The organism is Brevibacterium iodinum ATCC 49514 (genome assembly GCF_900169265.1).
Classification (GTDB): domain Bacteria; phylum Actinomycetota; class Actinomycetes; order Actinomycetales; family Brevibacteriaceae; genus Brevibacterium; species Brevibacterium iodinum.
The window spans coordinates 1-26,871 of record NZ_FXYX01000026.1; the positions used below are offsets into that span (position 1 = coordinate 1).

Sequence of the window (26,871 nt, forward strand, 5' to 3'; positions counted from 1 at the left end):
ACGTTGAAGCGTCGAGCTGCTGATGTGCTCGCGTTCTTCACCCGACCGGGAACGTCGAACGGTCCCACTGAAGCGATCAACGGCAGACTCGAGCATCTACGCGGGTCCGCGCTGGGATTCCGCAACCTCACGCATTACATCGCGAGGTGTCTGCTCGAGTCCGGTGGCTTCAGACCGGTTCTACACTCTCAATTACGATGAGCCTGTATTGATGGGTGGTGCGGCCGCTGAAATATCAACTGTGCCGACAGTGAGGGAGAGTGCGCGACAGCTGCGACGGATGCGGCGAGAACTCGCTTGGTAGTCATGAACATGTCTTTCTTGTTCGGGGATATGACATCGACCACGCTATATGCGCGACTGCCCGCTGGGAGCCATGTTAAGAAATCGATGGATTGTAAAAGCTTCGTCATACGCCACCACGTCGAGCTTTCTTTGAGGGGACTCGCCTTGCTTGATCAGTGCCTCATGAGTCGGACTGTTATCGTTTCGATATCAAGAGTTGCATTGTGATCGACGACAGACAGAGATGGCAAGATGCGTTGCCACGAAACCTGTGCCTCGCCGAGCGGCTCGAGGATCCCTCGGCTCCACCCATGTGGAGGATTCAAAGCACACTTTTAAGAGTTCTTATTGTGCCCAATCCGGCGATATCACTAATTTGTAGGTTCAGCCCGCTTTCGCATCACACATCATGGAATACGGTCGCAATGATTTTCCGATGACGGCTATCAGTACTGGAGCTCGCCGCGGGTTGTGGATACGCAAACCATGTCACGTAGCCTGCGTCGACGCTTCCTTTCGACCTGGCCCCCACTCTTCTTGACCAAGAACTTCTCTTCGAACTCCACCGGCGAGACTATCCCCAACGCACCGTCCACGAAGTCAAAATCCCGTAGATCAGCCAATGCTCGACCAAGCGCTCGACGTGAGCACCTGGCGCAGATCACGCACAACTTCACAAACCCTTCCCATGGTCGCAGATTCGCAATATCGGTGATTCGTACTGTGCCGAAGGTAGAACGCGCTCTGAAGTCAGTGGCGAGCTACGAGGTCAGAGGCCAGCGGTCTTTCCATCGTCAGCCGGTGGCGAGCTCGCGCAGGGCTGTGACCGCATCCTCGATGAGTGCCTGCTGTGGGTGGCCCGGATCGCTGATCGCGTGGATGAAGCGGACCGGTTCGGGCGCTGCCAGCGGGATGATGGCCACCCCGGGAGGCAGGGGGTCGACACCGAGCCGCGGGAGGATCGTCAGGCCCAATCCCCGACTGACCATGTGCAGGGCCGTGGCGAAGCTGTGAGCCTCGTGCTTGAAGTGCACCGCGACCCCTGCGCGTGCGCAGGCGTCGGAGAGGATCGTCCGGCACGGACCGTCGCCGGTGTCGTTGTCGATCCAAGGATGATTCTCCAGCTCGTCGAGGCTGACCTCCGGACGCGAAGCCAGGGGGTGATCGTCGGGCACTGCGACCACATACGGATCCTCGGTGAGGAAGTGGCTCTCCACCTGCGATGGGAACACGGGATCCTCGGAAGCTGCGATCACGACCTGGACATCGGAGTGGAATTCGTTCCAGGGGCCTTCTGCCAGGTTGAGCTGCACGGCGACATCGGGATGGCGGTTCTCGAGGTAGGAGACGAGTTCGGGCATCCACTGGGTGCCGGCCGTGCCGAAGTACCCGATCGACAGGCGTCCGATCCGATTCTCATGCAGGTCCGAGATGCGTTGGCCCAATCGCCCCGAGCTCTCGAGCACGGAGTCGACGTCGGACATGATCGCCGAACCGGTGTCGGTCAGGCACAGGCCGCGTCCCTGTCGCTGAAACAGAGTCAGACCGGTCTCCTGTTCGAGAATCTTGAGGTGATGGCTGACCGCAGACGGTGAGAGACTGAGATGCTGTGCGGCGGACCGGACGGACCCGGTGAGTGCGACCGATTTGAACGACTTCAGGTGGGCAACGTTGTACACAGTCGAACCGTACGCACATCACGGACAGTTGTGCAATAGTGTGCGCTTTTCTTTCACGATCATGCGACGAATAATCGTTCCTATGAACAGATCAGCCCTCAGTCCTCGAGTCGCGAGTCCGAATCCTCGCCAGACGACTTCTCCCCGCGTCCTGCCCTGGATCGCTGCCCTGCTCACCATGACGTTCTGGGCGTCATCATTCGTCGTCATCCGCGATGCCGGCGAGTTCTTCTCACCCGGTCCGATGGCGCTGCTGCGCGGCGCGTCCGCGGCCGTGGTGCTCTCCGTGTGGATGCTCTTCCGCCGCCCCGATTCCCCTCCGGCAAGGTCGTCTGGCTGATTCTCGTCCTGTGGGGAGTCGCCTGGTTCTCTGCCTACGTCGTCGTCCTCAACGCCGCGGAACGGTCGATCGATGCCGGAACCGCCTCGATGATCGTCAATATCGCACCGCTGATCATCGCCGTCTTCGCCGGCCTCGTCTTCGGAGAAGGCCTGCCGAAGCGCCTGCTCATCGGCATCATCGTCTCCCTGCTCGGAATCGGGCTGATCACGACCGCCAGCTTCACCGGCTTCTTCACCGTCGGCGGCCTCGTCCTCAGCCTCGTCGCCGCAGCGCTCTACGCTGCCTGCGTGCTGCTGCAGAAGCACTTCCTGTCCCGGGAGGATTCGGTGACCGTGACCTGGATGGGAATCCTCATCGGTGCGCTCGTCAGTCTCGTCTTCGCCCCCGGCCTCATCGACGAAGTGGCCACGGCACCCATCGAGATGACGCTGCAGATCATCTACCTGGGGGTCGTACCGACCGCTATCGCCTTCAACCTCTGGGGATTTGCGCTCAAGCATCTGCCGGCAGGTCTGCTCAGCTCTTCGAGTCTCCTCGTCCCCGCCATCGTCGTGGTGATGGCCTGGGTCGTTCTCGGAGAGGTCCCGCCTCCGCTGGCCGCAATGGGCGGTGTGCTCTGCCTGGCCGGGGCGGCCGCCGCGATCGGGCCGCAGATCATTCGGGCTCTGCGACGCTCGCCGGATCAGCCCGGCAGGGTCTGAGGGCTCAGTCGAGCTGAGTCTGAAGGCTCAGCCCTCGGCCTTGCCCTGACGCCAGTAGCCCATGAATGCGATCTGCTTGCGGTCGACCCCGACTTCCTGGACGAGGTAACGGCGCAGACGCTTGACCGGTCCGGCCTCTCCGGCGATCCAGGCATAGAAAGGGCGGTCGTCCTTCTCCGTCGCACTCGAACTGCCTTGAGCCGCCTCGGTGAGGGCCGCGGGAACATCCCAGAGGATCTCTTCGTCGATGTTGACATCGTCGAGTTCCCGGACCTGACCATCCGGCCCGCCGGCCGACCCTGCCGCTCCGGCCCCGACGGGGATCCGGGTCTCCGAACGCACCGCCTCGCGGACGGCAGGTTCGAGCAGCTGACCGAAGTCGGCCTCCCCGCGCGGCAGCCATTCGATCTCGAAGCCGGTGGGCGCGGTGATATCGATGATGTCCTCGGCGCTCGGGACCTCGAGAACGGCCTTGCCTCGGGCTTGGCTGTCCCTGAGCGAATCGAGGATCGAGGCGATGGCGGGCACAGCGGTCTCGTCGCCGGCGAGCAGGATCTGGTGGGCATCTCCAGGGGCGAACTCGATTCCGGCGCACGGAGTCTCCGGGGCGCGGGAGGGGCCGATGATGTGGAGGCGGTGCCCCACCTCGGCGGTTTCGGCCCACTCGGCCGCCGGGCCCGAGTGACCATGCTCATCGGTGTGGAGGACCATGTCGATGACGAGTCTGCGCTCGGCATCGTCCCATTCGCGCACGGTGTAGGTGCGCATCGCGCCGCGCACCTCGGGGCTGACCTGCAGCCAGGCCTGGTACCAGGACACTCCAGCGGCTTCCTGCTCGGTGAGGAATGCCGGCAGATCGAACTGCGGCGAGGCGGCACGCTGAGGAGGGATGACGAGTTTGATCCGCAGATCACGAGGGTGGGTGTTCGGGCCGAATTCCTCGAGTCCCGCACCCCCGAAAGTCACCCGACGGAAGGACGGGCTGAGGTCTTCGACGGCGAGGACCTCTGCTTCGAAGGCACCGATGGGGGCTCGTGACACTGATTCTCCTTCGCATCCCCAGGACCATGTGGCCGTGAGGGCGTCCCCGCGGGGACGCGTTGTGTTCGTGTGTGCAGCTGTCGTGGATATGTCAACATCCGCAACGCTACTCTACTCTAATTTAGTAAGGCTAGCCTTTCCAAATAGTGCTGCGGTGGTCCCTGCGTCACTACAGGCGCACCAGTTCCGTCCCCGTGGGACGCCCACCGAAAGGCTCTCGATGCGTCGTCGTCAGCTCCTTGCCCTGTCCGTTCTCGCCCCGTTCGCCCTCGTCGGCTGCCGCGGCGAAGCCGATGGCGATGCGAGTGACGGCGCTTCCCGAACTGCGGGCAGCGTCCCGAACTTCACGTATTCGCCGGAAGGCTATGACGGGCTGACGATCGAACTCGACCGTCCGGCGAAGCGCATCGCCGCGGACTTCTATTCGGCAGCCGGTCTCGCGCAGTATGGAATCACGCCGGTCGCTGTCTTCGGGTTCGGACAGAACGAATCCCCGGGCAAGTCCTTCGACTCGGAAGGCGTCGAAGTCGTCGGCACCGATATGGAACTCGATATCGAGGCCCTTGCCGTCGCTGAGCCGGACATCCTCGTCGCCTACGGCAATGAAGCAGGCGACGGGTGGACCTGGTGGGACGAGAAAATGAAAGGCCAGGTCAGCGAACTCGTTCCATTCGTCCCGGTCAAACTCGGCGGGCAGGGCCCCGACGCGATGTTCGCTCAGTACGCGGCCATCGCCGAGGCGTTGGGCAAGGACACAGACACCGGCGCCATCGCCGACAAGCGGAAGGCCTTCGACGACGCTCGGGCACGCATCCGCAGCGTGGCGAAGAAGCAGGACCAGCTGACAGTGCTGCTGGCGAACTTCACCGCAGAGATCAACTACACCTCGAACTCCTTGGGCATCGCCGAGATGCTCAGCGAGGACGGGCTCACCCTCGTCGGCCCCGATGCCGCGGGAGAGAGCAGTTGGGCAGAAGTCTCCTGGGAGAAGATGTCGGACTACCCGGCCGACGTCGTCCTCGTCCACGACGCCTCGACCGACTATGAGGACAACCCGGTGTACACGAGCCTGCCCGCAGTCAAGGAGGACCAGCTCGGCACCTGGGACGACAAACGCGCCTACACCTATGACGGTTATGCGAAATGGCTGAACGAACTCGCCGACGTCCTCGAATCCGCGAAGAAGATCGTCAACAGCTGAGGCTCGCACCCCGCCGGGCTACGATCGGTGCATGACCGACCTGCCTGACGAACTCGGCATCGACGAGATCATCCGATCCCTGGCATCGGGTGCCCCGACCACGTGGCTCCGCTCCACCCGCACCGAGGCGGCCCTGCCCGACCTCGGGGACGTGATGGATTCCGCGGCGGCCCGGTTCGACCGCTTCGCCCCCTGGTTCGCCGAGACCTTCCCGGAGACGGCGACCGTTCCGGCCGAGCTCGCATCGGCGTTTCCAGACACCAGCGGCGGACTGATCGAATCGGCGCTGGTTCCGGCGCCTGCGGCGCAGCATCGCCTCGACGGTCTGTTCGGATCCGAGCTGGGCGGACAGCTGTGGCTCAAACGCGACGACTCCCTGCCGGTGAGCGGGTCGATCAAGGCCCGCGGCGGCTTCCATGAGGTGCTCGAATTCGCCGAGGCTGTCGCCGAGGCTGTCGCCGCCGAGCACGGACTCGACGCTCTTGACCCCGCCGCCTATTCGATTCGTGAGTTTCGTGAGATCGCCGCGAACCACCGCATCGTCGTCGGTTCGACGGGCAACCTCGGGCTGTCGATCGGGATCCTGAGCGCTCGCCTCGGCTTCGCCGCCTCGGTGCATATGTCAGCCGACGCCCGGGAATGGAAGAAGACGATGCTGCGCGACCACGGGGTCGACGTCATCGAACATGCAGGCGACTTCGTCGAAGCCGTCGAAGCCGGCCGTGCCTCGGCCGAGGCTGCCGAGAACACGCACTTCGTCGATGACGAGGACTCCGTGAGTCTCTTCGCCGGATACTCGGTGGCTGCTCTGCGGCTGGAGCGCCAGTTCGCGGCCGCCGGTGTGAGCATCGACGAGCAGAATCCGCTCACCGTCTATCTGCCGTGTGGAATCGGAGGCGGGCCCGGGGGAGTGACCTTCGGGCTCAAGCGGGTCTTCGGCGCTGCGGTGCGCTGCGTCTTCGTCGAACCGAGCCAGGCGCCGGCGATGTTCCTCGGAGTGCGCACCGGTCAGCACAGCGGCATCTCCGTCCAGGACATCGGGCTGTCCGGAGCCACCGCTGCCGACGGACTCGCGGTTGCCCGCCCGTCACGCTTCATCGGACCGACGATCGGGCCGCTCATCTCCGGTTTCGCCGCGGTTCCCGACGAGGTCATCCGGGCAGGCGTCGGTGTGCTCCATGAGACCGAGGGCATCGATGTCGAACCCTCGGCGACCGCCGGGCTGACCATTCCGTGGCGGAAGGGCGAGACGGCCGCTCAGTCCTCGACCGGGGTCCACCTCGTGTGGCTCACCGGTGGGGCGATGGTCCCCGGCGATGAACGCGCCGCCTACGTCGACGAAGGACTGGGACTCGTCGAACGGATCAGCAGTCCCGCCTCGGCGATCTTCGTCGACTGAACGGCGTGCCCCGAGCCGGGTCACGCGGCCTCGGTCACCAGTCCCAGGGGTCGTCGTTGACGGTGATGACGATCTTGCCGTCGACGATCTCGGCCGTGCCGTTGAGGTCGAAGGTCACGGTGTCATCGAAGGGTTCGGACTCGTCGAACATGTCGTAGCTGCCGGTCACGAGCGCCTCACCGGAGGTGTCGGAGGAGATCAGCCACGCCGGACCGCCGTTCGGACCGGTCGCGTCCTCGGGGTTCGAATACTGGTCGGCGCCCATGGAGTCATCGGCGACGGTCACCGTCGGATACGACGAGATCGACCAGGTGAGGCCTGTGGCATCATAGCTGTCGGCCAGAGAGGATCCGAACGGACACCCGTCGGGCTGGGCGACCGTCTTCTTCGCGCAGCTGTCGATGAGCGTCTTGACCTGCTTATCGACCTCGCTGCGGAACGCGTCCGAGGGATGCGCGGCGAGCAGCGGCGTGTCCTCACCCTCCATGTTCGCGTCATCGCCGAGGAACGCCCGCACCTCGACCGCGTCTGCGGTGATGAGATCGGACTTCTCGGCCAGGTCGATCGTGTAGAGACCGGGGAAGGCCGGCAGGGACAGTGTCGACCCGTCGCTGTCGACGTCGATTCCGTTGACCTTGACCTTCTTGAGACCGGGAGTATCGACGGTGAGAGTGAGCAGGTCGGGACTCTTGAGTGCCCAGTCGTCGAAGAACAGCGCCTTCTTCCCGGCTCTGTGCAGGGTCAGCGTGCTGTTGCCCTTGGAGCCGCCGACGTCATAGGTGACCGCGACCGTCGCCGTGTCTCCGGAGATCTCGGCATCCTCGACGGTGACATCGTCGGGCAGCGCCTTGGAGCCGCCGAGGACGTCGTTGGTCAGCAGGGTTCGTGACTCCTGTGGGGCGTCGACGTCGGCGACCTCGAGTGCGCCTTCGGCGTCACCGTCGGAGAGCTCCGAGAAGTACTTCTCCACCGTCGCTTCGGGACCGAACATGTGCCCGTTGAGCTGGGTGACGACGATGAGTGCGGCCACGAGGACGAGGACGGCACCACCGGCGACGACCGATACGAGCGTCGTCTTCTTCTTGTCGAAGGGTTTGGCATGGCCCGCGTACGGCTGCGCGGCGTACATTCCCTGCGGAGCCGAGTACGACTGCTGTCCGGCTGATCCCTGCGGCCAGGCATAAGGCAGTTGGTCGGACGGGGTCGGATGCTGCTGCGGACCGACCGGCGCGGGGAATTGTTGTGGGCCCTGCGGCGCACCGGCCGGTTGGCCGCCAGGCTGGCTCTGCGACTGGCCCTGCGAGCCGAACGCGTCCGGCGGTGCGGGCGGCCCCTGATGGCCGGCGGGCCCCTGCGGTCCGAACCCACCCGCCCCGTGTGGTCCGACTTCGCCGGGTCCGGGAGCAACCGGCGGTGGCGTCGGAGCTGCGGCGTGAGCCAGATCGGGGTGGACGAACGCGAACTGCGGTTCGCTCATGCCCAGATACGGACCCCAGTGCGGGTGCACGGTCCGTCCGGCGGCGATCCGTGCCACGGCCGGGAAGGTCAGGGCCAGACGTGGGCCGAGGGTGCGTGAAAGCACCTCGATGATCCCGCCCCAGAGGGCGAAGATGAGGAATGTCCAGGCCAGGGGGCCGATCCCCGCACGGGCCGCACCGGAACCGCCGAAGAACATGGCCGCCTCGGCGGATCCGGACATCGAAAGGTTCGCGGGGATGGCCAGCAGCGACAGCAGACCCCAGACGAGGCAGAACGCCACCGGCAGCTTCCACGCGCTCGACCACTGCTGCTTGTCCTGCTCGATCACGGTCCAGGCCGGACGCCGGGTGACGGTGGCGACGATCGTTGCGATCAGTACGGCGGCCACGACGACGAGCAGACCCAGCCACAGCGGCCCGGGAGCCTCGCGGCTGAACATGGTGAGGCTCTCGGAGAAGGTGTCCGAATAGGCGCCCAGGTCGCCCTGGGCGGTCGCGCTGATTCCCCCGAGGTGGGTCAGCGACGTGAGGATGAGGCCCATATTGACGAACGTCAGCGGCACCAGCTGGCCCGGCATCTCGACGGACAGTGGTAGGACGAAGAGCGCGACGATCGAGAACACGGCCACGGTGAGGGCGAGGTGGATCCAGGTCACCAGCAGAGGCGGAACAGCCCAGCGCAGGAATGGTGCACCGATCGCCTCGGTACCCTTGAAATGCCCGGCGACACGACCGGCGGTGCTCGTGACGAGGATGACGAGCAGCGGCAGGAAGAATGATCGGGCGGTGACCGCCGAGAAGGTGAAGGTGAACGATCCTTCCTCCTCGAAGGCGGAGGCGCGGGCGGCGAAGATGATCTGGAGGAGGAAGAGCACGAGCGTCATCGCCAGGGTCGCGACCCCGATGCGGATCCACGTGGACACCCGGTTGGCTGCGGGGGAGCGGCGTTCGCTCAATTTCGTCATCCACCACAGCAGGCCCACGGTGACGATGGTGACCACCAGAGGCGCGCCGGTCGTGAAGATGCCCAGTTGGGCGTTGAAGCTGTCAGGGGCGTTGATGTCCAGGCGCAGCGCCGCCGAACCGAACAGCGACAGAGCCATGAGGATGAACGGCAGGGCGTAGTTGAGGCTGTCGAGGTTGAGGCCGGTCTCCTCGGTCAGCGAGTCGAACTCCGACATCGACGTGAGGATGACGGTGAGGATGATGGAGACGATGATGCCGCCGAGGAGGGCGATCCCCGGCGGGATCAGGGCCGTTCTCCACGTCGCTCCCTTAGCCAGCGCCGAGGCGAATTTCGACTTCGGGGCATTCGCCGGGTACCCCGGTGGCGCGGGGTAGGACACAGGACCGGATTGGTAGTGACCTTGCTGGTGAGGACCTTGCTGATAAGGCACCTGCTGGTAGGGGTCTTGTTGGTACGGGTCGACTGTCTGCTCGGTGGTGGGCGTGCCGTCTTCCGGCGGCGCCCAGCGAGCGGTCTCCTCGGTGGCCTCATCACCCTGAGCTGCAGGATCATCCGAGGTCTCGGCGGCTTCCGGAACCTCGTCTTCGGGACTCTCCTGGTCCTCGGCGGTCTGATCCTTCGGATCCTCGGCGGCGGTCGGTTTCGTCTCGTCGGATTCGTCGTGCATACCCAGTCCTCAAGTGCAGTTGCCCGACAGCTCCGCAATGTCATTCAAAACAATCAACTGAGCAGATCAAGCATGTGTAGTTCACAACTTATATTAGGCTGTTAATGCAAGAGAAGTTCTATATTGGGACTTTTTCTGAAACACGGCGTGATCGATCTGGAGTTATGGATGAGTACGAACCCTCCCGGGCGCGGGGATGAGAACGAATGGGACGTCAACGACCGGTCGGGAAGCCAATGGTCCTCGCAGCCCGGATCCCAGCCGGGACCCCCTCCGAGTCCGCAGTCAGGGCCTCAGTCGGGCAATGGTTGGGGCACGCCTCCGCCGCCTTCTCAGTCACCTCAGCCGCAGCGTCCCTATATCCAGACCCCGCACTCGCAGAGCGGCCCGCCTCATCGCAACGGTCAGCCTCCTCATCAGCAGCCCTACGGGTATGGTGCGGGACCGTATCAGCAGGCCGGACCGCCTGCACCACCGAAGAAGCGCGGCGGGCTGATCGCGCTCCTCGTCATCGTCGGCATCGTCCTCGCAGGGGGCATCGGATGGGGCGCGGCGACGTTCTTCTCGAAGGACTCCGAGGACCCCGCCACCGTCGCCTCCACGGATGAGCCGACGAACGCCGCCAGCGATGACGGTGCGGCTGCGGCCAGCAGATCATCCGAACCCACCGAGACCGAATCGGCGCTTCCCGACGACCCGAAGAAGGCACTCGAACAGCTCGCCGACACCGACGGACAGACAGCGAAGAGCGAACTCAACGGCAAATGGGTGCCGCAGCTGAGTTCGAAGAAGGTCGGCCTCGAAGCCGAGGGAAAGACCTGGGACGAAGAAGCGATCCTCGAAGAATTCGAAGGACTGCGTGAACAGTTCCCCCGCGTGAAGCTCATCTGGTCCGGCGATTTCAGCAGCTTCAAAGAGGACAACTTCTGGGTCACCGTCGTCGGCATCGGCTACGACGACCCCGATGATGCTCTGTCCTGGTGCTCATCGCATGGCCTCGGCCCCGAAAGCTGCTACGCCAAACAGCTCAACACCTCCGGCGGCCACGAAGGAACGACCCGCCTGCAGGACTGAGATCCCGCCAGTATGACCGATGACTCCATCGCCGAGGCGGCCCGCCCTTCTCATGCCTTGATGGATAGACGAAGGGCCACCTGAGCGGCTCATCCGTGGATTCGCCGCCGGTTGTTCACCGCGAACACCGCAATGCCGATGACGAGCCAGATCGCGCCGATGACCAGGGCCAGAGGATTTGCGCTGACGAGCACGGCGATGAGCAGAGCGGCGCCGATGACCGGAATGACGCCGTGATTGAACCAGTTGGGAGTCTCGCTGCCCTGCTTCTTCACGAGGAAGTATCCGACCACCGAGGCCTGAAGGAAGATGAACGCCGTCAGCGCCCCGACGTTGACGATCGAGGTCAGCTGGTCGAGCCCGTCGGCACGGGTCGCCGCCCACCCGGCCACGATGACGTTGCCGCCCGCGGCCACGAGGATTCCCTTCCACGGCACACCGGTCTTCGGGGCCACCTCGGCGAGGAATTTCGGCACCTGACGGGACCGTCCCATGTCCATGAGGATGCGGGAGCCTGCGGCCTGACCGATCATCGCGGAGAACGCCGCGCCCACGGCCTTGGCCAAGGCGAGCAGCCAGTGCAGCCACGGGCCGAGAGTCGAGTCGACGGCGTCGTAGTAGGCGGCGCCCTCGAGCGCGGGATCGGCCTGCAGCTCCGCCGGGGTCAGCGGTGAGAGCAGACTGCCCACCCAGGTCTGCGCGACGAAGAAGACACCTGCGAGCACGAGGCAGATCAGCGTGGCCCGGCCGACGATCCGCGGCCCGCCCTTGGCCTCCTCGGAGAACGTCGCCAGCGAATCGAAGCCGAGATACGACAGGACGGCCACGGACACGGCAGCGAGCACCGCGGTCACGGAGAACGCATCGACCCCGGTCAGCGGGGTCAGCCATCCCCGCGTCGGGCCCTGCTGGACGAGGTAGGCGATGCCGAGGACGAGGACCAGGGCAAGGACGGCCACCTCGGCGAGGACGACCCCGGTGATCACGCGGGAGGCGACCTTGACCCCGGCGAGATTGAGCCCGGTGGTGAGGATGACGGCGACGGCCACGAACACCCAGACGGGCAGTGCGGGGAAGATCGAGTTCAGGGCGATCCCGGTGAACAGATAGGCGACCGAGGGGATGAAGAGATAGTCGAGGAGGATCATCCAACCGGCGACGAAGCCGGCCGGTTTTCCGATTCCCGCCGAGGCGTAGGCGAACACTGTGCCTGCGCGGGGGACCTCCCGTGACATGCGCATATAGCTGACTGCGGTGAAGGCCATGACGATCGTCGCGACGATGTAGACGAGTGCCACGGCCCCGCCCGAGCGAGCATCGAGGGTGCCAAACACGCCGACTGCGGCTGCGGGACCGATGAAGACGAGTCCGAAGAAGACGAGCTCGCTCAGGCCGATCGTCCGTTTGAGCGTCCCACCTCGCGCCGAGGCGGCCGTGCCCTCGGGTGCGGAAGGCTGAGTTTCGTTGTCGACCTGGTTGGACCGATCGTCGGAGGTCATATCGTCCATCGTGGTGCCCGTCTTTCGAAGTATGTGCTTCAACTCTACGCGCAGGTCATGGCGTGGTTTCGAGTCCCCGATAGGATCGGGGGAGAAGAAGGAGGCCCGGATGACGCATCACCCGCAGATGATCCAGCCCGGAGGGGTCCCGCCGCAAGGCGTGCCTGCGAAGAAACCGTCGGTAGTGTGGGGAATCCTCCTCATCATCGCCGGAGTTCTCGGCCTCGGGGTGGGGTTGTGCATCCTCGTCATCCCGATGTTCCTGTTCCTCCTCGGCGGCGGTGGCAACGTCGACGCCTTCGACGATGTCGCCTCCGGCTTCTTCATCACCGGTTTCGTTGTGGCCGTGGTTTCCGTTCTGGTGCTGATCGCCGGGATCGTCCTCACCACCGTCGTCGCGCGGAAGCGGCGTCGAATGCGACCGCAGGTCCGGATGGTCAGGCCTCCTGGTGGGCCGCCGTTTCAGCAGCCTCCCGGAGGACCTCTAATGCCGAGGCGCTGATCGGCTGAGCGCCCGAACCACGGCGGACGCCCGAGAGGATCTTCCGCGACGGCACCGGATCACCGCGCAGCGGCACACGCACCACATCGAAGCCGTCCGTCAGGCGTGCCAGGCGAGGAATGAGCGCAACTCCGAGTCCCGCGGAGACCAACGACGCACCCGTCTCCCACTCCCGAGGCTGATGGGCCTGTTCCGGCTGGAAGCCGGCCGCCGCACAGCGTGGCGACACCGAGGATAAGATCTATTCGGCCGCGGGCCTGGCCAAGCAGCTCGGCATCTCACTCAGCCCGGTGCGCGAGGCGATGATGGCGCTCGTGACCGAGGGACCGTCGAGGCCGTGCCCAATCGCGGCTTCCGTCTGGTCAACATCACCGAGGCGGACCTCGAGGAGATCATCGCCATCCGCGTTCTTCTCGCTGTCCCCGCCGCCCGCAGTCTGGCAGAGGCCGGCAGCGATGACATCGTCGGTCGTGTCCTGAATGCTGACAGCGTACAGGCGGTGACGGACGGGTCGGTGACCGAGACCGGCGAGGCAACGACCAAATCCGAGGCGATCGTCCGACTGCGCGAACTCGCCGAGGCGACCGTGGCCGCGACCGAGGCCGGCGAACCCGCCGAGTTCTATACGCAGGACCGCAGGTTCCATGAGGCTCTGCTCGAGCACGGCCTCGGCGGGCGAGCCGCCGCGATCAGCCTGCGCCTGCGCGATCAGTCGCGCCTCTACCGACGCCAGGATCAGATCGGGGCCATCGCGGTCGAGTCCGCTCGCGAGCTGCCGAGGATCGTCGACCTCATCGAGTCGGGGGACTCCGCCAAGGCGGCCGACCTCGTCACGGCGAACCTCTACTTCTTCAAACGCGTCCCGGCCACAGCCGCCGGCTGAAGCCCGCTGCGGCGAATCGGTACACCTTCTTCTCAACTGCACAGGGAGGAACGTGAGCAGTTCAGAGTAGACAGTGCCAAAAGACTGCCTGGGCCTGCCGGGGCGGTGACTGCGCGCCGATCAGTTCCTGACGACCCGATAGGTCTCGAGGCCGGGATCGACGGCGCCGCGGACGTGGCCGGACGGGCTCGCTGCCACGGCCTGGAGGAAGTCGACGGTATCGGCGGTGATCTCCTCGCCGGGCAGGACATTGGGGATGCCGGGTGGGTACGCGGCCAGCGAGCTCACGCTCACTCGTCCGACCGCCTCGGCGGCGGTGACGAGTTCGGAATCGGCGAAATACGCCTCCCGCGGGGTCATCGCCAACCGGCCGGCCGTGGGCAGCGGCGGGAGAGCGCCGGCCGGGCTCGTCGGCGTGGCGGAGCCCGCGGTTTCGAGGCGCAGGGTCTCCAGGGCGTCGATGAGGCGGCCGATGTCCGGGGATTTTCCGATGCCGATGAGGGCGACGAGGGTGGTTGCCGTCGACATCTCGGGGAAGATGTCGAATTCCGCGGCCAGGCGTTTGCGCACCGTGTGACCGTCGAGCCCGGTGGCGGTGATGTCGATGGGCAGGCGGAACGGGTCGATGTCGACGACGTCGGCATGACCGAGGAACTCGCCGGACAGCAGGTGGTAGCGGTCGGTGGCTTCGATCTGCGCACGGATGTGGCGGATGTTCTCCAGCGAGTTCGTGATCGCCTCGGTCGACGTCATGAGGGCGCGGCGGGCGAGGTCGATCGAAGCCATGAGATGGGCATTCTCGCTCGTCGAGGAGGTCATCATGAAGGCCCGGGCCAGCGCCGGTTCGAGGCGATCGGCGAATTCGGTGTCGCCGAGGTGGAGCAGCGCGGACTGGGTGAGCGAGCCCGCGAGTTTGTGGGTGCTCATGATGACGATGTCGGCACCCTGGGTGACGGGGGAGGCCGGCAGGTCAGGGTGGAAGCCGAAGTGGGCACCCCAGGCGGCGTCGATGATCAGTGCCGCACCTGCTTCGTGGGCCGTCTCGGCGAGGGCTTCGACGTCGGCGACGGCACCGAAGTAGCTCGGGGTCACGAGGTAGACGGCGGTCACGGGCTCGGGGTGATTGCGGATGGCGTGGCGCAGGGCGTCTGGGGTGACGCCGTGGGCGATGCCGTTGATCTCGTCGACGTTGGGGTAGACGAAGCCGGGGTTGAGCCCTGCCAGCACGAGGCCGTCGATGAAGCTCGAATGCGCGCTGCGCTGGGCGACGACGCCGGGCCCGAGGGTGCCGATGGCCAGGGCGGCCATGCGATTGCCCTGCGACGAGCCGTTGGTGAGGAACCAGGTGCGGCGGGCTCCCCAGGCCTCGGCGGCCAATTGCAGGGCTTCGTCCTTCGGGGTGTCGACGCCGAGGTCGATTCCGTCGAAGAGCGGGGGGATGTCCAGGGAGAGGGTGTGCTCGCCGAAGAATTCGGCTTGACCTGCGGAGATGCCCTCGGTCGTGCCTCCGTGTCCGGGGGTGGACAGGAACAGCGAGTTGCGGTCGGCCGCGTGCGCCAGAGCTTCGGCATAGGGCGCGCGTGACTGCGTGAGGGCAGGATGCATCGGCGACCCCGAGGAGGAGTGCGGGGCCGGGGGCATGGGGGAGTCCTGGTGCACGGTCATGCGTCCAGATTAAGGAGGCGAGCGGGTACGGGAGAATAGCAACTTTCCTCTGTTGCTCTATAGTCAGTATTGAACTCAATGGGGGAGATCAATGGAACCTCTGGACACCCGCGGGCTCACCGCTCTGCGTGCCGTCGCCGACACCGGCTCCGTCGCCGCTGCCGCTGCCGCGCTGCAGTGGAGCCAGCCGACGGTGAATCATCATCTGCGCAATCTCGAGCGGGTTCTCGGCGCGACTCTGCTCGATCGCATTCCGCGCGGATCACAGCCGACGACCGTGGGCAGCCTCGTGGTGGCCCGAGCCGTGGAGATCCTCGGGTTGTGCCAGCGCCTCGGCGCCGAGGTGGCCCTCTGGCGGGAATCTCAGGCCGTGCCTGTTCGCATCGGGGCCGTGCCCACCGTCGGCGCTCGAGTCATCCCGCGCCTCCACGATCAGCTGCAGGACCGCCCGAGGTGGCAGACCCGTGACGAGGCGGTCGCCGGCGAGCGGACCGACGTGCTCACCGCGGCCCTGGATGTGACGATGGACGAGCACGCGAAGCTCGTCTCCCGACTCGAGTCCGGGGACCTCGATCTCGCGCTGCTCGTATCGACCGATCTCGATCGGACGTGGATCCCGGCGACGTTGACCGCCGCCCACCTGTATTCGGAACGGCTGTACCTGTGCGTGCCGCGCTCGATCGGGCCGATCGGCGCGGACGACCATGGCCGACCGGACCTCACGGCGTTGGTGTCCCAGACCTGGGCATTCAGCATCGACCCCGGTGACGCCATCGACGAGGTGGTCCGCTCCTTCTGTCTGAGTGCTGGGTTCGAACCCCGCGTGGGGATGCGGATGGATGACTATGCGGCCATCAACCGGATGATCTCGGCCGGTTTGGCGGTGGCGATGATCCCCGAATCATCACTGTCGACCGACCCGGACATCACGGTCATCCCGATGCCGCTCAGCGACTGCCGCCGTGACGTCCTGCTCGTCTCCCGGTCCTCGCGACCACAGGGGCGCGCGCGTCACGATCCGATCGTCGATGCGCACAATTCCGCCATCGCCGAGGTGGTCGCCGACGTCCGCACCGTCACGCGGCAGTGGCGGTGAGCCGCGGTTTCAGAGTGGCGGTCAGAATGCGTCTCACAGCGCAAGAAGTGCGGGCACCGTGAGCACCGCGACGTAGTAGCCCATGAACTGGACGCCGGCGTGCATGCCGATCATCCGGTTGAACAGTCCCCCGACGAGTCCGACGGTGATCGTCACTCCGAGCGCCAGCAGTCCGCCTTCATAGAGGCAGATAACGCAGATTAGCGCGGCGAAGCCGGCGATGATCGCTTCGTGGGAGACCGACTTCATCACCCAGGTCGCCGCTCGGTGAGCGTTCGTCATCACGAAAGGGTAGGCGATGGCGACGGCGATGATCGCCGCGATGACGGAGAAGAGAGCGAACTGACCAGTCGTGAGCAGGTCGTGGAGATTGTTCGTCGTTCCCGCTTCGGCATCGAGGGTGTAGACGGGGGGAGCGTTGAACAGCGGCCCTGCAGGACCGGCCGCCATCGGTGACAGCGGCAAGCCGATCGCGATGAGCGGGATGAGAGTCTCGGCGATATAGGTCGACTCTGTGGTTCCGTTGCGGACAGTGATGACGGTGGTGAGTCGTTCATACCCGTTCTTGACCCGGCTCCCGACGATCTCGCCCATGAGCACCGCCATGGCCACGGGGGAGAAGACGAAGGTCGCGCTGGTGATCGCCGCCGAACCGCTGGTGTATGCCAATTGTTTCCCGGTCAGCACCTTGAAGGGGTTCGGCATCCTCGATCCCCCTGCGGGCCGGACGTCGGGAGCAAGATTGAACTCCCGCTTGCCCGACTGCTGCATCGAGCGGCGTCCGGCGGGGGAGAGCGCAGCGAACAGGTCGAAGATGAGCGGCCCGGTGGCGATGCCGAGGAAGAACGAAGTGGTGAAGGTCGCTTCCTTCTGCTCCATGATGAAGGCCTGCAGGCCGACGATGAGCAGGACGAACGGGACGAGCCCCGCAACCGCAGCGAGTCTGCCCTTCGAGGTGTAGGCGACGAGGACGGCCGCGGCGATGAAGATCCAGGGAGCGGCAGCGCCGATCGCCTCGGCGAAAGGAGTGAGTACGAGGGCGAACACGATCGACAGCGGAATGGCAATGGCAACTGAGACGACTCCACCGGAGATCGCCTTCTGCAGTGCGATATGCGGGATTCCGAGCGACCTCAGCAGCTGCGCCTCACGCAGCATCGGCACCGCTGTGGTGTCACCGGGGATTCCGAGGAGAGTCGTCGGTACGGCGTGGGAGATGTGTTTGGCAATGATCGCGGCGAGGAAGAACGCGAGCACCCCGGCAGGAGGCACCCCGATGAGGATGACAAGCAGAGCCAACGGTGCCACGATCGCCGTCTCGTCCGTGCCCGAGATCAGTCCGATTCCGGTGAAGAGCACCCCGGAGAGAAGCGCCATCCCGACGGCCCACAGGACTGGTTCGATGAGTTCCGCGGTCACTGGTGCCCGCCCTTCTCACGGATGCGCGCCTCATGGTTGTCGACGAGGGCGTCGAAGAGACCGAGGGCTCGGACTTCTGCCTGAACCCCCGGCCCGAGGTCGCGGGGGTCGCCGAGATCCCCGTATTCCTCGACGACCTCGTCGATGATCTCCTGCTGGTTGCGGGTGTCGGCCGCCGAGGTGGTGATCACTCTCTTGGGTTTGAACAGAAGCCCGGAGATCACGGCGCCGACGATGCAGCCGACGATGCCGACGAGGAGCGCATAGGAGTGACCCAGCGCTTCATCGCCTCCGGCGGCGAAGAGATGATCGGCGATGAGGTAGGCCGGGACTGCTGTCCCGACGGCTATGGCGATACCGCCGATGAGATGTCTGGGGTCGACGGTGTCATTCCACACCTCGAGCAATTGCGGCATCATTGCCTGCCTTCTGTCGGCCGACGGCTGTCGGGAACGTGAACGATGGAACTACCGGCCGAGTATGGCCGATGATGTTGCGGATGGAAGCGGAATGCCGAGCTGCTCGCCCAGCCACTGGCTGACCGTCGCCACGGCGTCGATGTCGACGCCGGTGGAGATGCCCAGACCCTGGAGCATCCAGAGGAGATCTTCGGTGGCCAGATTTCCCGTGGCGGTGCGGGCGAAGGGGCAGCCACCGATCCCTCCTGCCGATGCGTCGAACTGACTGACACCTGCTTGAAGCGCGGAGTAGACATTCGCAAGCGCCTGGCCATAGGTGTTGTGGGTGTGCAGGGCGATCCGATCGATCGGAATCCCGGCGCCGACCAGGCTATCAAGAACAGCGGTCACATGACCGGGAGTCGCGGTTCCGATGGTATCGCCGAGCGATATCGTCAGGCAGCCGGCATCGACGAGGCGACGCGCAGCCTTGGCGACGCGCTCAGGATCGACCGCGCCTTCCCAGGGGTCCCCGAAGACCATCGACAGATAGCCCCGCACCCGCATCCCCGCCGCGGTTGCTGCGCGTGCCACCTCGATGCTGCGGTCTGTGGTGTGTTTGAGGGAACCGCCGAGGTTGGCCTGGGCGAACGATTCGGTGACGCTGATGAAGACCGAGGCGTCTTTCGTTCCCGCCGCAACGGCATCATCGAGACCCCTTCGATTCGGGACGAGGACGGGGAACGCGATTTCGGAGTTCAGGTCGAGGCCTGCGAGCACCGATCGTGTGTCGGCCATCTGGGGAACGGCCCGCGGAGAGACGAAGCTTCCGGCTTCGATGGTCTTCAGGCCGGCATCGGAGAGCCGCCGGATCAGTTCGAGCCGGGTTGAGACAGGAAGCGTGCGTGCTTGCGACTGCAGACCATCTCGAGCGCTGACCTCGCAGACACTGACCTCGGTCGGCAGGTTCGACGAAGCGAACTGCTGTGGAAGCTGTGCCGTCATCGCGCCACACCGGAGCGGAGTTCGTCGAGGATTGACTGGACCCTGTCGAACCGAAATGCCTTCTCTTCGACCAGGCGGTCCACGATGATCGCGGTCTCCTCGGTGTTCGCTCCGGCAGAGGCCGCGAGGTTCTTCGCGTGAAGTGACATGTGTCCGCGCTGCACACCCTCGGTGGCGAGAACTCGCAGTGCCGCGAGGTTCTGCGCCAAGCCGGCCGCGACGATCATCTCGGCGAGATCCTGTGCGGTCGCCACCTCGGCGATCTGCAGCGCCGCGCGCGCGGCGGGATGGACCTTGGTGGCGCCCCCGACGAGGCCGACCGGCATGGGCATCTCGAGGGTGCCGACGAGGTCGCCGTCGGCATTCCTCTCAAACGTCGAGAGGGAAGAATAGCGGCCGTCGACGAGCGCATGGGAGTGCGCTCCGGCCTCGACCGCACGCGTATCGTTCCCGGTGGCGAGGACAACCGCTGAGATGCCGTTCATGATGCCCTTGTTGTGAGTGGCCGCTCGATAGGGATCGGCTGCGGCGAGTTCGTAGGCATGGAGGATGTTGTCGATGACCTGGTCTCCGCCGAGCAGCTCCCTGTCGAAGACGGCCCGAGCCCGAGACAGTCGACGGTCCGCCTTGTTGGTGAGGATGCGCAGCAGTGCGTCTCCTCCGGCGATCGCCGCCACGGTTCCGGAGACCGCCTCAGCCATCGTGTTGACCGCATTCGCCCCCATTGCGTCTCGGACATCGACGAGCAGGTGGACGAGAACATACGTCGTCGTCCTCGCCTCGACGAGGCGGACCTCGAGGCCCTTGACTCCGCCACCGACCTCGACAAGCTTGGGGTCCTGCGCATTGGCCAGGTCGATGATCTCTGCTTGGCGTTCGAGAACACGCGTGCGCGCGGCCTGCGGGTCCGCCACGTTGATGAGCTGAATCTGTGCCTGCATGACGGGCTCGGTCGAGCTTGTGAAGAAACCGCCGTGCGGACGTGCCATTCGTGCTGCGTTGCTGGCGGCGGCGATGACCGACGCCTCTTCGGTCGCCATGGGGACGAGCACGTCGGTGCCGTTGATCGTGAAGTTGGTGGCTGCGCCGAGAGGAAGCGAGAACACGCCGAAGATGTTCTCGCTGAGGTTGGCGGCGTCTTCGGGACCGAAAGCGTCCGCATCGAGCTGGCTGAACAGTTGGGCGTCGAGCCCAGTCGAGGCTGCGACGGCTTTCCTGCGATCACCGACCGACATGTTTCGGAAGTCGGCAATTCGGCTGTTCACTGCCATCGTGTATCTCCAGTCAGGTCGTCATTGGCCGACATAGGCTGTCGGTCGGAGTTCCTCCGCAGAGATCAGTCAAACAATGCACGCGTGAATCCGCCATGTCTTTTTCGGATGTGAATATCGCTCAGCTTTGGCTATTCCAGACATAGAGGCTTAGAAGGATGGCTTCAACTTGTCGAGGCGGAGCGCGACCTGGAGGCGGAACGCCCGCTCTGGTGTTCTCCACTCCTGACCGAGCACGAGATCGGCTCTCTCCAGCCGTTGCTTGACGGTGTTGACATGCACTGACATTTGAGTCGCGGTTCTGCGGATGCTCATGCCGGACTCAAAATACTCCCGCAGCGTCGAGAGCAGCTCGGCGGAATGGGTTCGGTCCCATCGGCGCAGCGGCTCGAGCATTCGTTGCATGAATCTCTCCGTCTGCTCCGGCGCGGTGCCGAACATTGCGGTGTAAGGCGCGAAATCCTCCATGGGAAAGATTCCTTCTCTGATGCCGAGGGAATTGAGGATGCGGATGCACGACCACATTTCGTCCTCGGCAGTGCGCAGCTGCTTCCTGTCGTAATCGGTGTCGGAGATGATCACCAGCGAACTTTCGAGGGCGCCCGACTCTTCGAACAGGGTATCCAAGGTAGGCCTGTCGCGGATCACGGCGCTGGGGAGGAGCACCGTGATCCCGGGGGATCGCTGCGTCATGAGAATGCGCGGCTCGACGCGGACCAGGCGAGCGGCGATGCGGTCATCGTTTTCGATGTCGCCCTGAACCGTCATGAGTCTCCAGGGTCCGGAGAGACTGAAGCTGCCGGCTCGTGAACGGGCCTCGAGCTCACTGAGATCACGAGTGCCGGCAATGATGTCGACTGCGAGCTCTCCACGGACTCGGTTCTCGGCATCGGCCCGGGCTTGTTCGTTCATTCGGATGAGCGCGAGCGTCTGCGCCGCCTGGGCGACGATGTTCGCGTCGCCGTCCGCCGGTTCGTCGTTGAAACGCACGAAGAGTGCGCTGTGCTGTCGGCGGTGGGACGCTACCGAGGCGACGTATAGGTGCTGAGCACCTGCGACCTGCGCGCTTCGGCCTGTCGCCCGACTGTGACTCAGTGCCGTTCGGACGTCGGCAACGTCCACCGTGATGCCCTTGAAGAACGACTCATCGGCGGGGAAGCGCGGAGAGCCGAGACGTCCGCTGTCGACGACGATCACATCGGCCTCGAGCAGTTCGGAGATGGCGTCGAGAACTGCGGGGACTCCTTGTCCCTGCAGGACGAGCTGCGTCAGCTGCTCCTCGACCTCGACGAGTCGTTGGAGGGTGCTGGCCTGCGCGGCTGCCGTCTCCTCGGCTTCCGCGGAGGCTTGGGCCGCCTCTGCGAGGTCTCCCATCAGCTGCGCCGTCTTCAGAACCACGGAAGCGTGGTCCGCGAGAGCCGACAGCAGGATGATCTCGTCTGTGGTGAAGTCATGTGGGTAGCGGTTGGCCGCGAAGAGGGCGCCGAGGACTTCGCCGTCGACGACCATCGGCACTCCGAGGAGTGATTCCATGCGCTCGGCCTTCACCGCGGAGTCGACGCGTCTTTCGTGAGGCAGTCGGGTCAGATCGTAGTTCGACGTCCACTGTGCGGCGCGATCACGCACGACCTGTCCTGCCAGTCCGACGCCGGGAGGCACTCGCAGTTCTTTGAGATTCGCCGAGATCGCTCCGCGACTTGCCTGAACACGCAGGTCGTCGGTCTCTGGATAGTACTGGGAGAGGTAGGCGATATCGCATCCGATGAGTGTTCGGGCACGGTCGACGAGCTTCTGCAGCAGCTTCTCGGTGTCTCGCACACGGATGAGCTCCGAGGCGCTCTCCAGAAGGGCCGAACGCTCGCGATCTTTCTGCTTCCACCGGGTCATGGTCGCCGAGAGATCGGAGAAGGAGTCGATGAGGTCGGGGTGGTCCTCGAGGCCGTCGGATAGGGCCGACCGGTTGAGATCTATCCCGCGGGAGAGGGCTCTGACGATGTCGGCCACGGCGGTGGCGGACACGGTCCCCGACTCATCATCGATCTCTGTCATAAGACCAGTGTCGCAGGGGCTCGGTGCCTCCGCCGCACCCGGCATCGGACGGGTGCTTCGCCTGAGCGGTCGTGGCCGTCAGCCGGCTGCAGGTGCTCCCGCGTGCTCGGTCTCGCGCACCACGGGCAGCTCGCACGTCGTGGGAGCGACCTGCCGGTAGCCGGAGAGGAACGTGTCGAGGCGTTCGATCGCCTCGGTGAGCACCTCGACCGACGGCAGGGTGACGAGTCGGAAATGGTCGGGCTTGGACCAATTGAACGCCGTGCCGTGGGAGACGAGGATCTTCTGTTCGCGCAGCAGGTCGAGGGCGAACTGCTCGTCATCGGTGATGCCGAACTTCTCGACATCGAGCTTCGCGAACATGTACAGCGCACCGTCGGCCCGGTGAGCCGAGACGCCGTCGATCGAATTGAGCCCTTCGTAGGCGACCTGCATCTGCGCGCCGAGGCGGCCGGTCGGCAGGACGAGGTCGTCGATCGACTGCTTCCCGCCCAGAGCCGCTTGGATGGCGTGCTGGGCCGGAACGTTCGAGCACATGCGCATATTCGCGAGGAGCTTGATGCCCTCGAGGTAGCTGTGCGCCTCGTCCAGCGGTCCGGTGATCGCCAGCCAGCCGGAACGGTAGCCGGCGACCCGGTAGGCCTTCGAGAGTCCGGAGAAGGTCAGGCACAGAACGTCGTCGCCGGTGAGGGTGGCCATGTTGACGAGTTCGACGCCGTTGTAGGTGATCTTCTCGTAGATCTCGTCGGAGAAGACGATGAGGCCGTGGCGGCGGGCGATGTCCGCGATCTTCTGCAGCGTCTCCTTCGAGTACACCGCACCGGTCGGGTTGTTCGGGTTGATGACGACGATTCCGCGGGTGCGTTCGGTGATCCGGGACTCGAGGTCGTCCAGGTCCGGCTGCCAGGCGTCTTCTTCCGCGCAGCGGTAGTGGACGGGGGTGCCGCCGGACAGCGCCACCGAGGCGGTCCACAGCGGGTAGTCCGGTCCGGGCACGAGGATCTCGTCGCCGGGATTGCACAGCGCCTGCAGGCTGAGCGTGATGAGCTCGCTGACACCGTTGCCGAGGAAGACCTCGTCGGTGCCGAGATTGTGGATGCCGTGGGCCTCGTAGTACTGGACGACGGCGCGGCGGGCGGAGAGGATTCCCCGGGAGTCGGAGTAGCCCTGCGTAACGGGCAGGTTCGCGGAGATGTCCTGGACGATCGCCTCGGGGGCTTCGAAGCCGAAGGGGGCAGGGTTGCCGATGTTGAGCTTGAGGATCGTGTGCCCGGCGGCTTCCATCGCCTGGGCCTCTTCGAGGACGGGCCCCCGGATGTCATAGAGGACATTGGCCAACTTCGACGACTGCCTGAACATGTGAACCGAAAAACCTTTCATACGACTGCTGCTACATCCACGCTAGGACCCCCGCGGAGGTGGTTCTGACCAAACAGAGGCCCGTTTCCCAGACCTTTGCGCGGTTCGGAGGACCGTTGTGCAGACCTTTGGCAACTGGGCCTCACGATACTCCGGGGAGCATGGCGGATGTGAAGCCGGGACCCCGCCGGAGGGGGCGCCCACCTAAGGAAAGCGGCAGTGACGCTCGCCGGCCTCTGCGCCGAGGTGGTCAAGCTTCCCGTGCGGCCGGACCGCATCATCCGCTCGGCTTTGGACGTCTCGGACGACCGCCTCGGCGAGTCTCTCGTGCACACGGTGCTGAGTGCCTGGGAGCGGACAAGCGTGAAATCGATCAGGGTGACCGTTCTGCGTTCCGCTGTGAGCGATTCGGCAGCCGGCCGTCTGATCAGACAATTTCTCCTGCGCGAGCTCAAAGGAGCAGTGGCGGGAAGGATCGCAGACAGCGGCGTCGACCGCACCGAGGCCGATCTGCGAGCCACGCTCGTTCTCACGCAGATGGCGGGTGCTCACCCAGATCCGCAACGATCCGCGCACGATCGCATTGCTGCTCGTCGTGCCCAGCCTGCTCATCGGACTGGTCGCGTGGATCTTCGACGAGACAGAGGTATTCGCCGACATCGGGCCGGCGATGCTCGCGCTCTTCCCGTTCATCGTCATGTTCCTCGTCACGAGCATCGCGACCCTGCGTGAACGCCGCAGCGGCACCTTGGAGCGGCTGCTGTCGATGCCGTTGGGCCGCGGCGATTTCATCCTCGGCTACACCTTGGCTTTCGGACTGCTCGCGGTCGTGCAGACGGCCGTGGCCGTCGGCTACGCGACTCTGGTGTGCGGTCTGGACATCGAAGGATCGACGGTCCTCCTCTTCGTCGTGGCGATCGCCGACGCGCTGCTCGGCACGGCTCTGGGCCTTTTGGCCAGCGCGTTTGCCCGAACCGAATTCCAAGTCGTGCAGTTCATGCCGGTGTTCGTGTTCCCGCAGATCCTGCTCGGCGGGATCTTCTTGCCTCGAGACCACCTGCCCGATGTGCTCGAAGTGATCGGCGACTGGCTGCCGCTCTCACACGCAATCGACGCACTGGATGCCGTGTCGACAGGTGCGGAAGATGACGCCTATATCTGGCTGCGGGTGCTCTTCATCGGCTGCTGGATCGTCGGCGCCGTCATCGTCGGATCGCTGACCCTGCGCCGCCGGACGCCGTGAGACTCGGCGGCGTCGCGGACCGTCGCGAGCCGGATCGTCAGTTCTATCCTGAGCCCATGGGCTCGGTGCGGTCGGTGAGTTCAAAGGGTCGGCGGCCCTGGCCGCGGACGAAGCCGAGGTAGCACAGCCACAGGGCGATGACCCACAGCAGACCGACCCACAGGGCTGGACGTGAAGCGGGGACGATGCCGACCATGACGACTACGAAGAGGATGAACGCCACCGTGAGCCACGAACCGAATGGCCACAAGGGCACGGGGAATTCGCTGGGCAGACGATTCTCTCCGGCGATCACGCGTTTCATCCGCAGGTGGGCACCGAGGATGACCAGCCAAACCAGCAGTGTTGCGAAGGTGGCCAATGCCCCGAGCAGGAACAGTGCCTGGTCGGGGTAGAGGTAGTTGAGGAGGACTCCGAGCAGGAGTGCGACGATCATCGTGACCACGGTCATCACGGGTACACCGCTGCGTGAGGTGCGGACGAACGAACGGGGTGCCTGTCCCTGTTCAGCCAGTCCATGGATCATCCGGCCGGCGCCGTAGATATCGGCGTTGATGGCCGACAGCGCCGCAGTGATGAGGACGACCTGGAGGACGGCTGCGGCTGCACTGAAACCGACGGAGTCGAAGATCGCGACGAAGGGACTGACCTCGGAGGTGATCTGATTCCAGGGCAGGATGCACATGATCACGCCGAGGGTGAGCACGTAGAAGAGGAGGATGCGCACCGGAACCGAGTTGATGGCGGCCGGGATCACTTTCTTCGGATTCTGTGCCTCGCCAGCGGTGACTCCGATGATTTCGACACCGCCGAAGGCGAACATGACGATGGTGAACGACGACAGCAGCCCCCAGACTCCATTGGGGAGGAAGCCGCCGTGGTCGAATAGAGCCTGGGGGCCCATCTGATCATGGTGTTCGATCCCGAAGCCGAAGAGGATGATGGCCACGCCGGAGGCGATGAGGGCGATGATCGCGACGATCTTGATGAGCGCGAACCAGAATTCCAGTTCGCCGAAGACCTTGACGCCGATCATGTTGATCGCGGCGATGAAGAAGACGACGGCGAGCACCCAGATCCACCGAGGCACATCCGGGAACCAGAAGCCCATGTAGACGCCGATCGCGGTGGCGTCGAAGACGGCGACGAGGACCATTTCGAAGGCGAAGGTCCAACCGACGAGGAACCCGGCGAAGGGGTGGATATAGCTGGAGGCGAACTGTCCGAAGGATCCGGAGACGGGGTGGCGGACGACGAGTTCGCCAAGTGCTCGCATGACCATGAACACAGCTGCGCCGCCGATGATGTAGGCGAGCAGGACCGCAGGTCCGGCGGCTTGGATTGATTCCGAGGACCCCATGAAGAGGCCGGTGCCGATAGCCGAGCCGAGGGCCATGAATCGGATATGGCGGGCGGTTAGGCCGCGCCGCAGGCCTGCGTTCTCCCCGTGGTCGTCAGCGCGTTCGTCGGCGCAATCGTTCGCGGGGAGCGCCTCGTTGCCGTTCCTGTCGGCTGGAGCCATCGGTGTCCTCGGTCCTCTTCTCTCGACTGCAAGAGGCCACACTTCGAACTCGTACTCTGTCCCGGCCCCCAACGCACGTCTCAGAATCTCATACCGGTCGGATGGCATTCTCTGCGGGTTGGGGC

At 65.0% G+C, this 26,871-nt stretch carries 23 protein-coding genes and 1 pseudogene; 11 read left to right on the forward strand and 13 right to left on the reverse strand.

Annotated features, from left to right (window positions below; translation table 11 throughout):
- The coding region (locus tag BI49514_RS14145) for a transposase (RefSeq protein WP_145996179.1) at positions 1-201 on the forward strand (201 nt) is incomplete at its 5' end.
- A gap of 878 nt (positions 202-1,079) precedes the next feature.
- Here the strand turns inward: BI49514_RS14145 and BI49514_RS14150 are convergent.
- Positions 1,080-1,964, reverse strand: a complete 885-nt coding sequence (locus tag BI49514_RS14150; protein ID WP_101547122.1) for a LysR family transcriptional regulator — start codon at positions 1,962-1,964, stop codon at positions 1,080-1,082.
- Positions 1,965-2,046: 82 nt separating this feature from the next.
- Here BI49514_RS14150 and BI49514_RS17110 point away from each other — a divergent pair, with 82 nt between their 5' ends.
- Together BI49514_RS17110 and BI49514_RS14155 are read left to right on the forward strand one after the other, a co-directional pair.
- Complete coding sequence (locus BI49514_RS17110) at positions 2,047-2,304, forward strand: DMT family transporter (RefSeq protein WP_244195268.1); 258 nt, start codon at positions 2,047-2,049, stop codon at positions 2,302-2,304.
- Positions 2,253-3,008: a DMT family transporter gene (locus BI49514_RS14155; protein WP_244195267.1), complete on the forward strand. Its 756-nt coding sequence runs from the start codon at positions 2,253-2,255 to the stop codon at positions 3,006-3,008. Before BI49514_RS17110 ends, BI49514_RS14155 begins: the two co-directional genes overlap by 52 nt.
- A 27-nt stretch (positions 3,009-3,035) precedes the next feature.
- On the opposite strand, the gene BI49514_RS14160 is transcribed toward BI49514_RS14155, so the two are convergent.
- Positions 3,036-4,049, reverse strand: coding sequence for a siderophore-interacting protein (locus tag BI49514_RS14160; protein WP_101547123.1), 1,014 nt, complete (start codon positions 4,047-4,049; stop codon positions 3,036-3,038).
- 220 nt (positions 4,050-4,269) lie between these two features.
- Here BI49514_RS14160 and BI49514_RS14165 point away from each other — a divergent pair, with 220 nt between their 5' ends.
- Entirely contained in the window at positions 4,270-5,250 is a 981-nt protein-coding gene (locus BI49514_RS14165) for an ABC transporter substrate-binding protein (protein ID WP_167443993.1), read from the forward strand.
- 31 nt (positions 5,251-5,281) lie between these two features.
- Positions 5,282-6,649 carry a D-serine ammonia-lyase gene (locus tag BI49514_RS14170; protein ID WP_101547124.1) on the forward strand — a complete coding sequence of 456 codons (1,368 nt, stop codon included), beginning with the start codon at positions 5,282-5,284 and terminating at the stop codon, positions 6,647-6,649.
- A 34-nt stretch (positions 6,650-6,683) separates the two neighbouring features.
- Here BI49514_RS14170 and BI49514_RS14175 read toward each other — a convergent pair whose 3' ends face one another.
- Positions 6,684-9,761 carry a hypothetical protein gene (locus BI49514_RS14175; protein WP_244195266.1) on the reverse strand — a complete coding sequence of 1,026 codons (3,078 nt, stop codon included), beginning with the start codon at positions 9,759-9,761 and terminating at the stop codon, positions 6,684-6,686.
- Between the two features lie 168 nt (positions 9,762-9,929).
- Here BI49514_RS14175 and BI49514_RS17115 point away from each other — a divergent pair, with 168 nt between their 5' ends.
- Positions 9,930-10,835, forward strand: a complete 906-nt coding sequence (locus tag BI49514_RS17115; protein ID WP_244195265.1) for a flagellar basal body-associated FliL family protein — start codon at positions 9,930-9,932, stop codon at positions 10,833-10,835.
- An 89-nt stretch (positions 10,836-10,924) separates the two neighbouring features.
- On the opposite strand, the gene BI49514_RS14185 is transcribed toward BI49514_RS17115, so the two are convergent.
- A complete protein-coding gene (locus tag BI49514_RS14185) occupies positions 10,925-12,334 on the reverse strand; it encodes an APC family permease (RefSeq protein WP_101547152.1) in 1,410 nt (469 codons plus the stop codon).
- A 109-nt stretch (positions 12,335-12,443) separates the two neighbouring features.
- Between BI49514_RS14185 and BI49514_RS14190 the strand changes: the two genes are divergently transcribed.
- Positions 12,444-12,836 carry a hypothetical protein gene (locus BI49514_RS14190; RefSeq protein WP_101547125.1) on the forward strand — a complete coding sequence of 131 codons (393 nt, stop codon included), beginning with the start codon at positions 12,444-12,446 and terminating at the stop codon, positions 12,834-12,836.
- On the opposite strand, the gene BI49514_RS14195 is transcribed toward BI49514_RS14190, so the two are convergent.
- Complete coding sequence (locus BI49514_RS14195; protein ID WP_244195264.1) at positions 12,772-13,065, reverse strand: LysR substrate-binding domain-containing protein; 294 nt, start codon at positions 13,063-13,065, stop codon at positions 12,772-12,774. The genes BI49514_RS14190 and BI49514_RS14195 overlap by 65 nt on opposite strands.
- Positions 13,066-13,173: 108 nt before the next feature.
- On the opposite strand from BI49514_RS14195, the gene BI49514_RS14200 reads away from it, so the two are divergent.
- Positions 13,174-13,719 (forward strand): FCD domain-containing protein, encoded by a 546-nt coding sequence (locus tag BI49514_RS14200; RefSeq protein WP_101547127.1) that lies wholly within the window; start codon positions 13,174-13,176, stop codon positions 13,717-13,719.
- A gap of 120 nt (positions 13,720-13,839) precedes the next feature.
- Here BI49514_RS14200 and BI49514_RS14205 read toward each other — a convergent pair whose 3' ends face one another.
- The gene (locus BI49514_RS14205; RefSeq protein WP_338063778.1) at positions 13,840-15,384 is read right to left on the reverse strand and encodes an aminotransferase class I/II-fold pyridoxal phosphate-dependent enzyme; all 1,545 of its coding nucleotides are present in this window, start codon (positions 15,382-15,384) and stop codon (positions 13,840-13,842) included.
- 91 nt (positions 15,385-15,475) lie between these two features.
- On the opposite strand from BI49514_RS14205, the gene BI49514_RS14210 reads away from it, so the two are divergent.
- Positions 15,476-16,480: a LysR family transcriptional regulator gene (locus tag BI49514_RS14210; RefSeq protein ID WP_101547128.1), complete on the forward strand. Its 1,005-nt coding sequence runs from the start codon at positions 15,476-15,478 to the stop codon at positions 16,478-16,480.
- A gap of 33 nt (positions 16,481-16,513) precedes the next feature.
- Here the strand turns inward: BI49514_RS14210 and BI49514_RS14215 are convergent, their stop codons facing one another.
- From BI49514_RS14215 to BI49514_RS14240, 6 genes are all read right to left on the reverse strand, one after another.
- The gene (locus BI49514_RS14215; RefSeq protein ID WP_101547129.1) at positions 16,514-17,899 is read right to left on the reverse strand and encodes a tripartite tricarboxylate transporter permease; all 1,386 of its coding nucleotides are present in this window, start codon (positions 17,897-17,899) and stop codon (positions 16,514-16,516) included.
- On the reverse strand, positions 17,896-18,318 hold the full coding sequence (locus BI49514_RS14220) for a hypothetical protein (RefSeq protein ID WP_145996230.1): 423 nt from the start codon (positions 18,316-18,318) through the stop codon (positions 17,896-17,898). Before BI49514_RS14220 ends, BI49514_RS14215 begins: the two co-directional genes overlap by 4 nt.
- Positions 18,319-18,366: 48 nt before the next feature.
- A complete protein-coding gene (locus tag BI49514_RS14225) occupies positions 18,367-19,302 on the reverse strand; it encodes a hydroxymethylglutaryl-CoA lyase (RefSeq protein WP_101547131.1) in 936 nt (311 codons plus the stop codon).
- Positions 19,299-20,573, reverse strand: coding sequence for a hydroxymethylglutaryl-CoA reductase, degradative (locus BI49514_RS14230; RefSeq protein ID WP_101547132.1), 1,275 nt, complete (start codon positions 20,571-20,573; stop codon positions 19,299-19,301). Before BI49514_RS14230 ends, BI49514_RS14225 begins: the two co-directional genes overlap by 4 nt.
- A 150-nt stretch (positions 20,574-20,723) precedes the next feature.
- A complete protein-coding gene (locus BI49514_RS14235) occupies positions 20,724-22,622 on the reverse strand; it encodes a helix-turn-helix domain-containing protein (protein ID WP_167443992.1) in 1,899 nt (632 codons plus the stop codon).
- Positions 22,623-22,700: 78 nt separating this feature from the next.
- Positions 22,701-23,981 (reverse strand): pyridoxal phosphate-dependent aminotransferase, encoded by a 1,281-nt coding sequence (locus BI49514_RS14240; RefSeq protein ID WP_101547134.1) that lies wholly within the window; start codon positions 23,979-23,981, stop codon positions 22,701-22,703.
- 363 nt (positions 23,982-24,344) lie between these two features.
- Here BI49514_RS14240 and BI49514_RS17335 point away from each other — a divergent pair.
- Positions 24,345-24,467 (forward strand): annotated as a pseudogene (locus BI49514_RS17335) (hypothetical protein); the annotation flags it as partial.
- 58 nt (positions 24,468-24,525) lie between these two features.
- Positions 24,526-25,224, forward strand: coding sequence for an ABC transporter permease (locus tag BI49514_RS14245; protein ID WP_244195263.1), 699 nt, complete (start codon positions 24,526-24,528; stop codon positions 25,222-25,224).
- Between the two features lie 43 nt (positions 25,225-25,267).
- Here BI49514_RS14245 and BI49514_RS14250 read toward each other — a convergent pair whose 3' ends face one another.
- Positions 25,268-26,746, reverse strand: a complete 1,479-nt coding sequence (locus tag BI49514_RS14250) for an amino acid permease (RefSeq protein WP_101547136.1) — start codon at positions 26,744-26,746, stop codon at positions 25,268-25,270.
- Positions 26,747-26,871 lie beyond the last annotated feature (125 nt).

Coding starts and splice junctions, on each gene's coding strand:
- BI49514_RS17110 (WP_244195268.1), top strand. CDS start 2,047: ATGAACAGATCAGCCCTCAGTCCTCGAGTCGCGAGTCCGAATCCTCGC.
- BI49514_RS14165 (WP_167443993.1), top strand. CDS start 4,270: ATGCGTCGTCGTCAGCTCCTTGCCCTGTCCGTTCTCGCCCCGTTCGCC.
- BI49514_RS14170 (WP_101547124.1), top strand. CDS start 5,282: ATGACCGACCTGCCTGACGAACTCGGCATCGACGAGATCATCCGATCC.
- BI49514_RS14175 (WP_244195266.1), bottom strand. CDS start 9,761: ATGCACGACGAATCCGACGAGACGAAACCGACCGCCGCCGAGGATCCG.
- BI49514_RS17115 (WP_244195265.1), top strand. CDS start 9,930: ATGAGTACGAACCCTCCCGGGCGCGGGGATGAGAACGAATGGGACGTC.
- BI49514_RS14185 (WP_101547152.1), bottom strand. CDS start 12,334: ATGACCTCCGACGATCGGTCCAACCAGGTCGACAACGAAACTCAGCCT.
- BI49514_RS14190 (WP_101547125.1), top strand. CDS start 12,444: ATGACGCATCACCCGCAGATGATCCAGCCCGGAGGGGTCCCGCCGCAA.
- BI49514_RS14205 (WP_338063778.1), bottom strand. CDS start 15,384: ATGACCGTGCACCAGGACTCCCCCATGCCCCCGGCCCCGCACTCCTCC.
- BI49514_RS14210 (WP_101547128.1), top strand. CDS start 15,476: ATGGAACCTCTGGACACCCGCGGGCTCACCGCTCTGCGTGCCGTCGCC.
- BI49514_RS14220 (WP_145996230.1), bottom strand. CDS start 18,318: ATGATGCCGCAATTGCTCGAGGTGTGGAATGACACCGTCGACCCCAGA.
- BI49514_RS14225 (WP_101547131.1), bottom strand. CDS start 19,302: ATGACGGCACAGCTTCCACAGCAGTTCGCTTCGTCGAACCTGCCGACC.
- BI49514_RS14230 (WP_101547132.1), bottom strand. CDS start 20,573: ATGGCAGTGAACAGCCGAATTGCCGACTTCCGAAACATGTCGGTCGGT.
- BI49514_RS14235 (WP_167443992.1), bottom strand. CDS start 22,622: ATGACAGAGATCGATGATGAGTCGGGGACCGTGTCCGCCACCGCCGTG.
- BI49514_RS14240 (WP_101547134.1), bottom strand. CDS start 23,981: ATGTTCAGGCAGTCGTCGAAGTTGGCCAATGTCCTCTATGACATCCGG.
- BI49514_RS14250 (WP_101547136.1), bottom strand. CDS start 26,746: ATGGCTCCAGCCGACAGGAACGGCAACGAGGCGCTCCCCGCGAACGAT.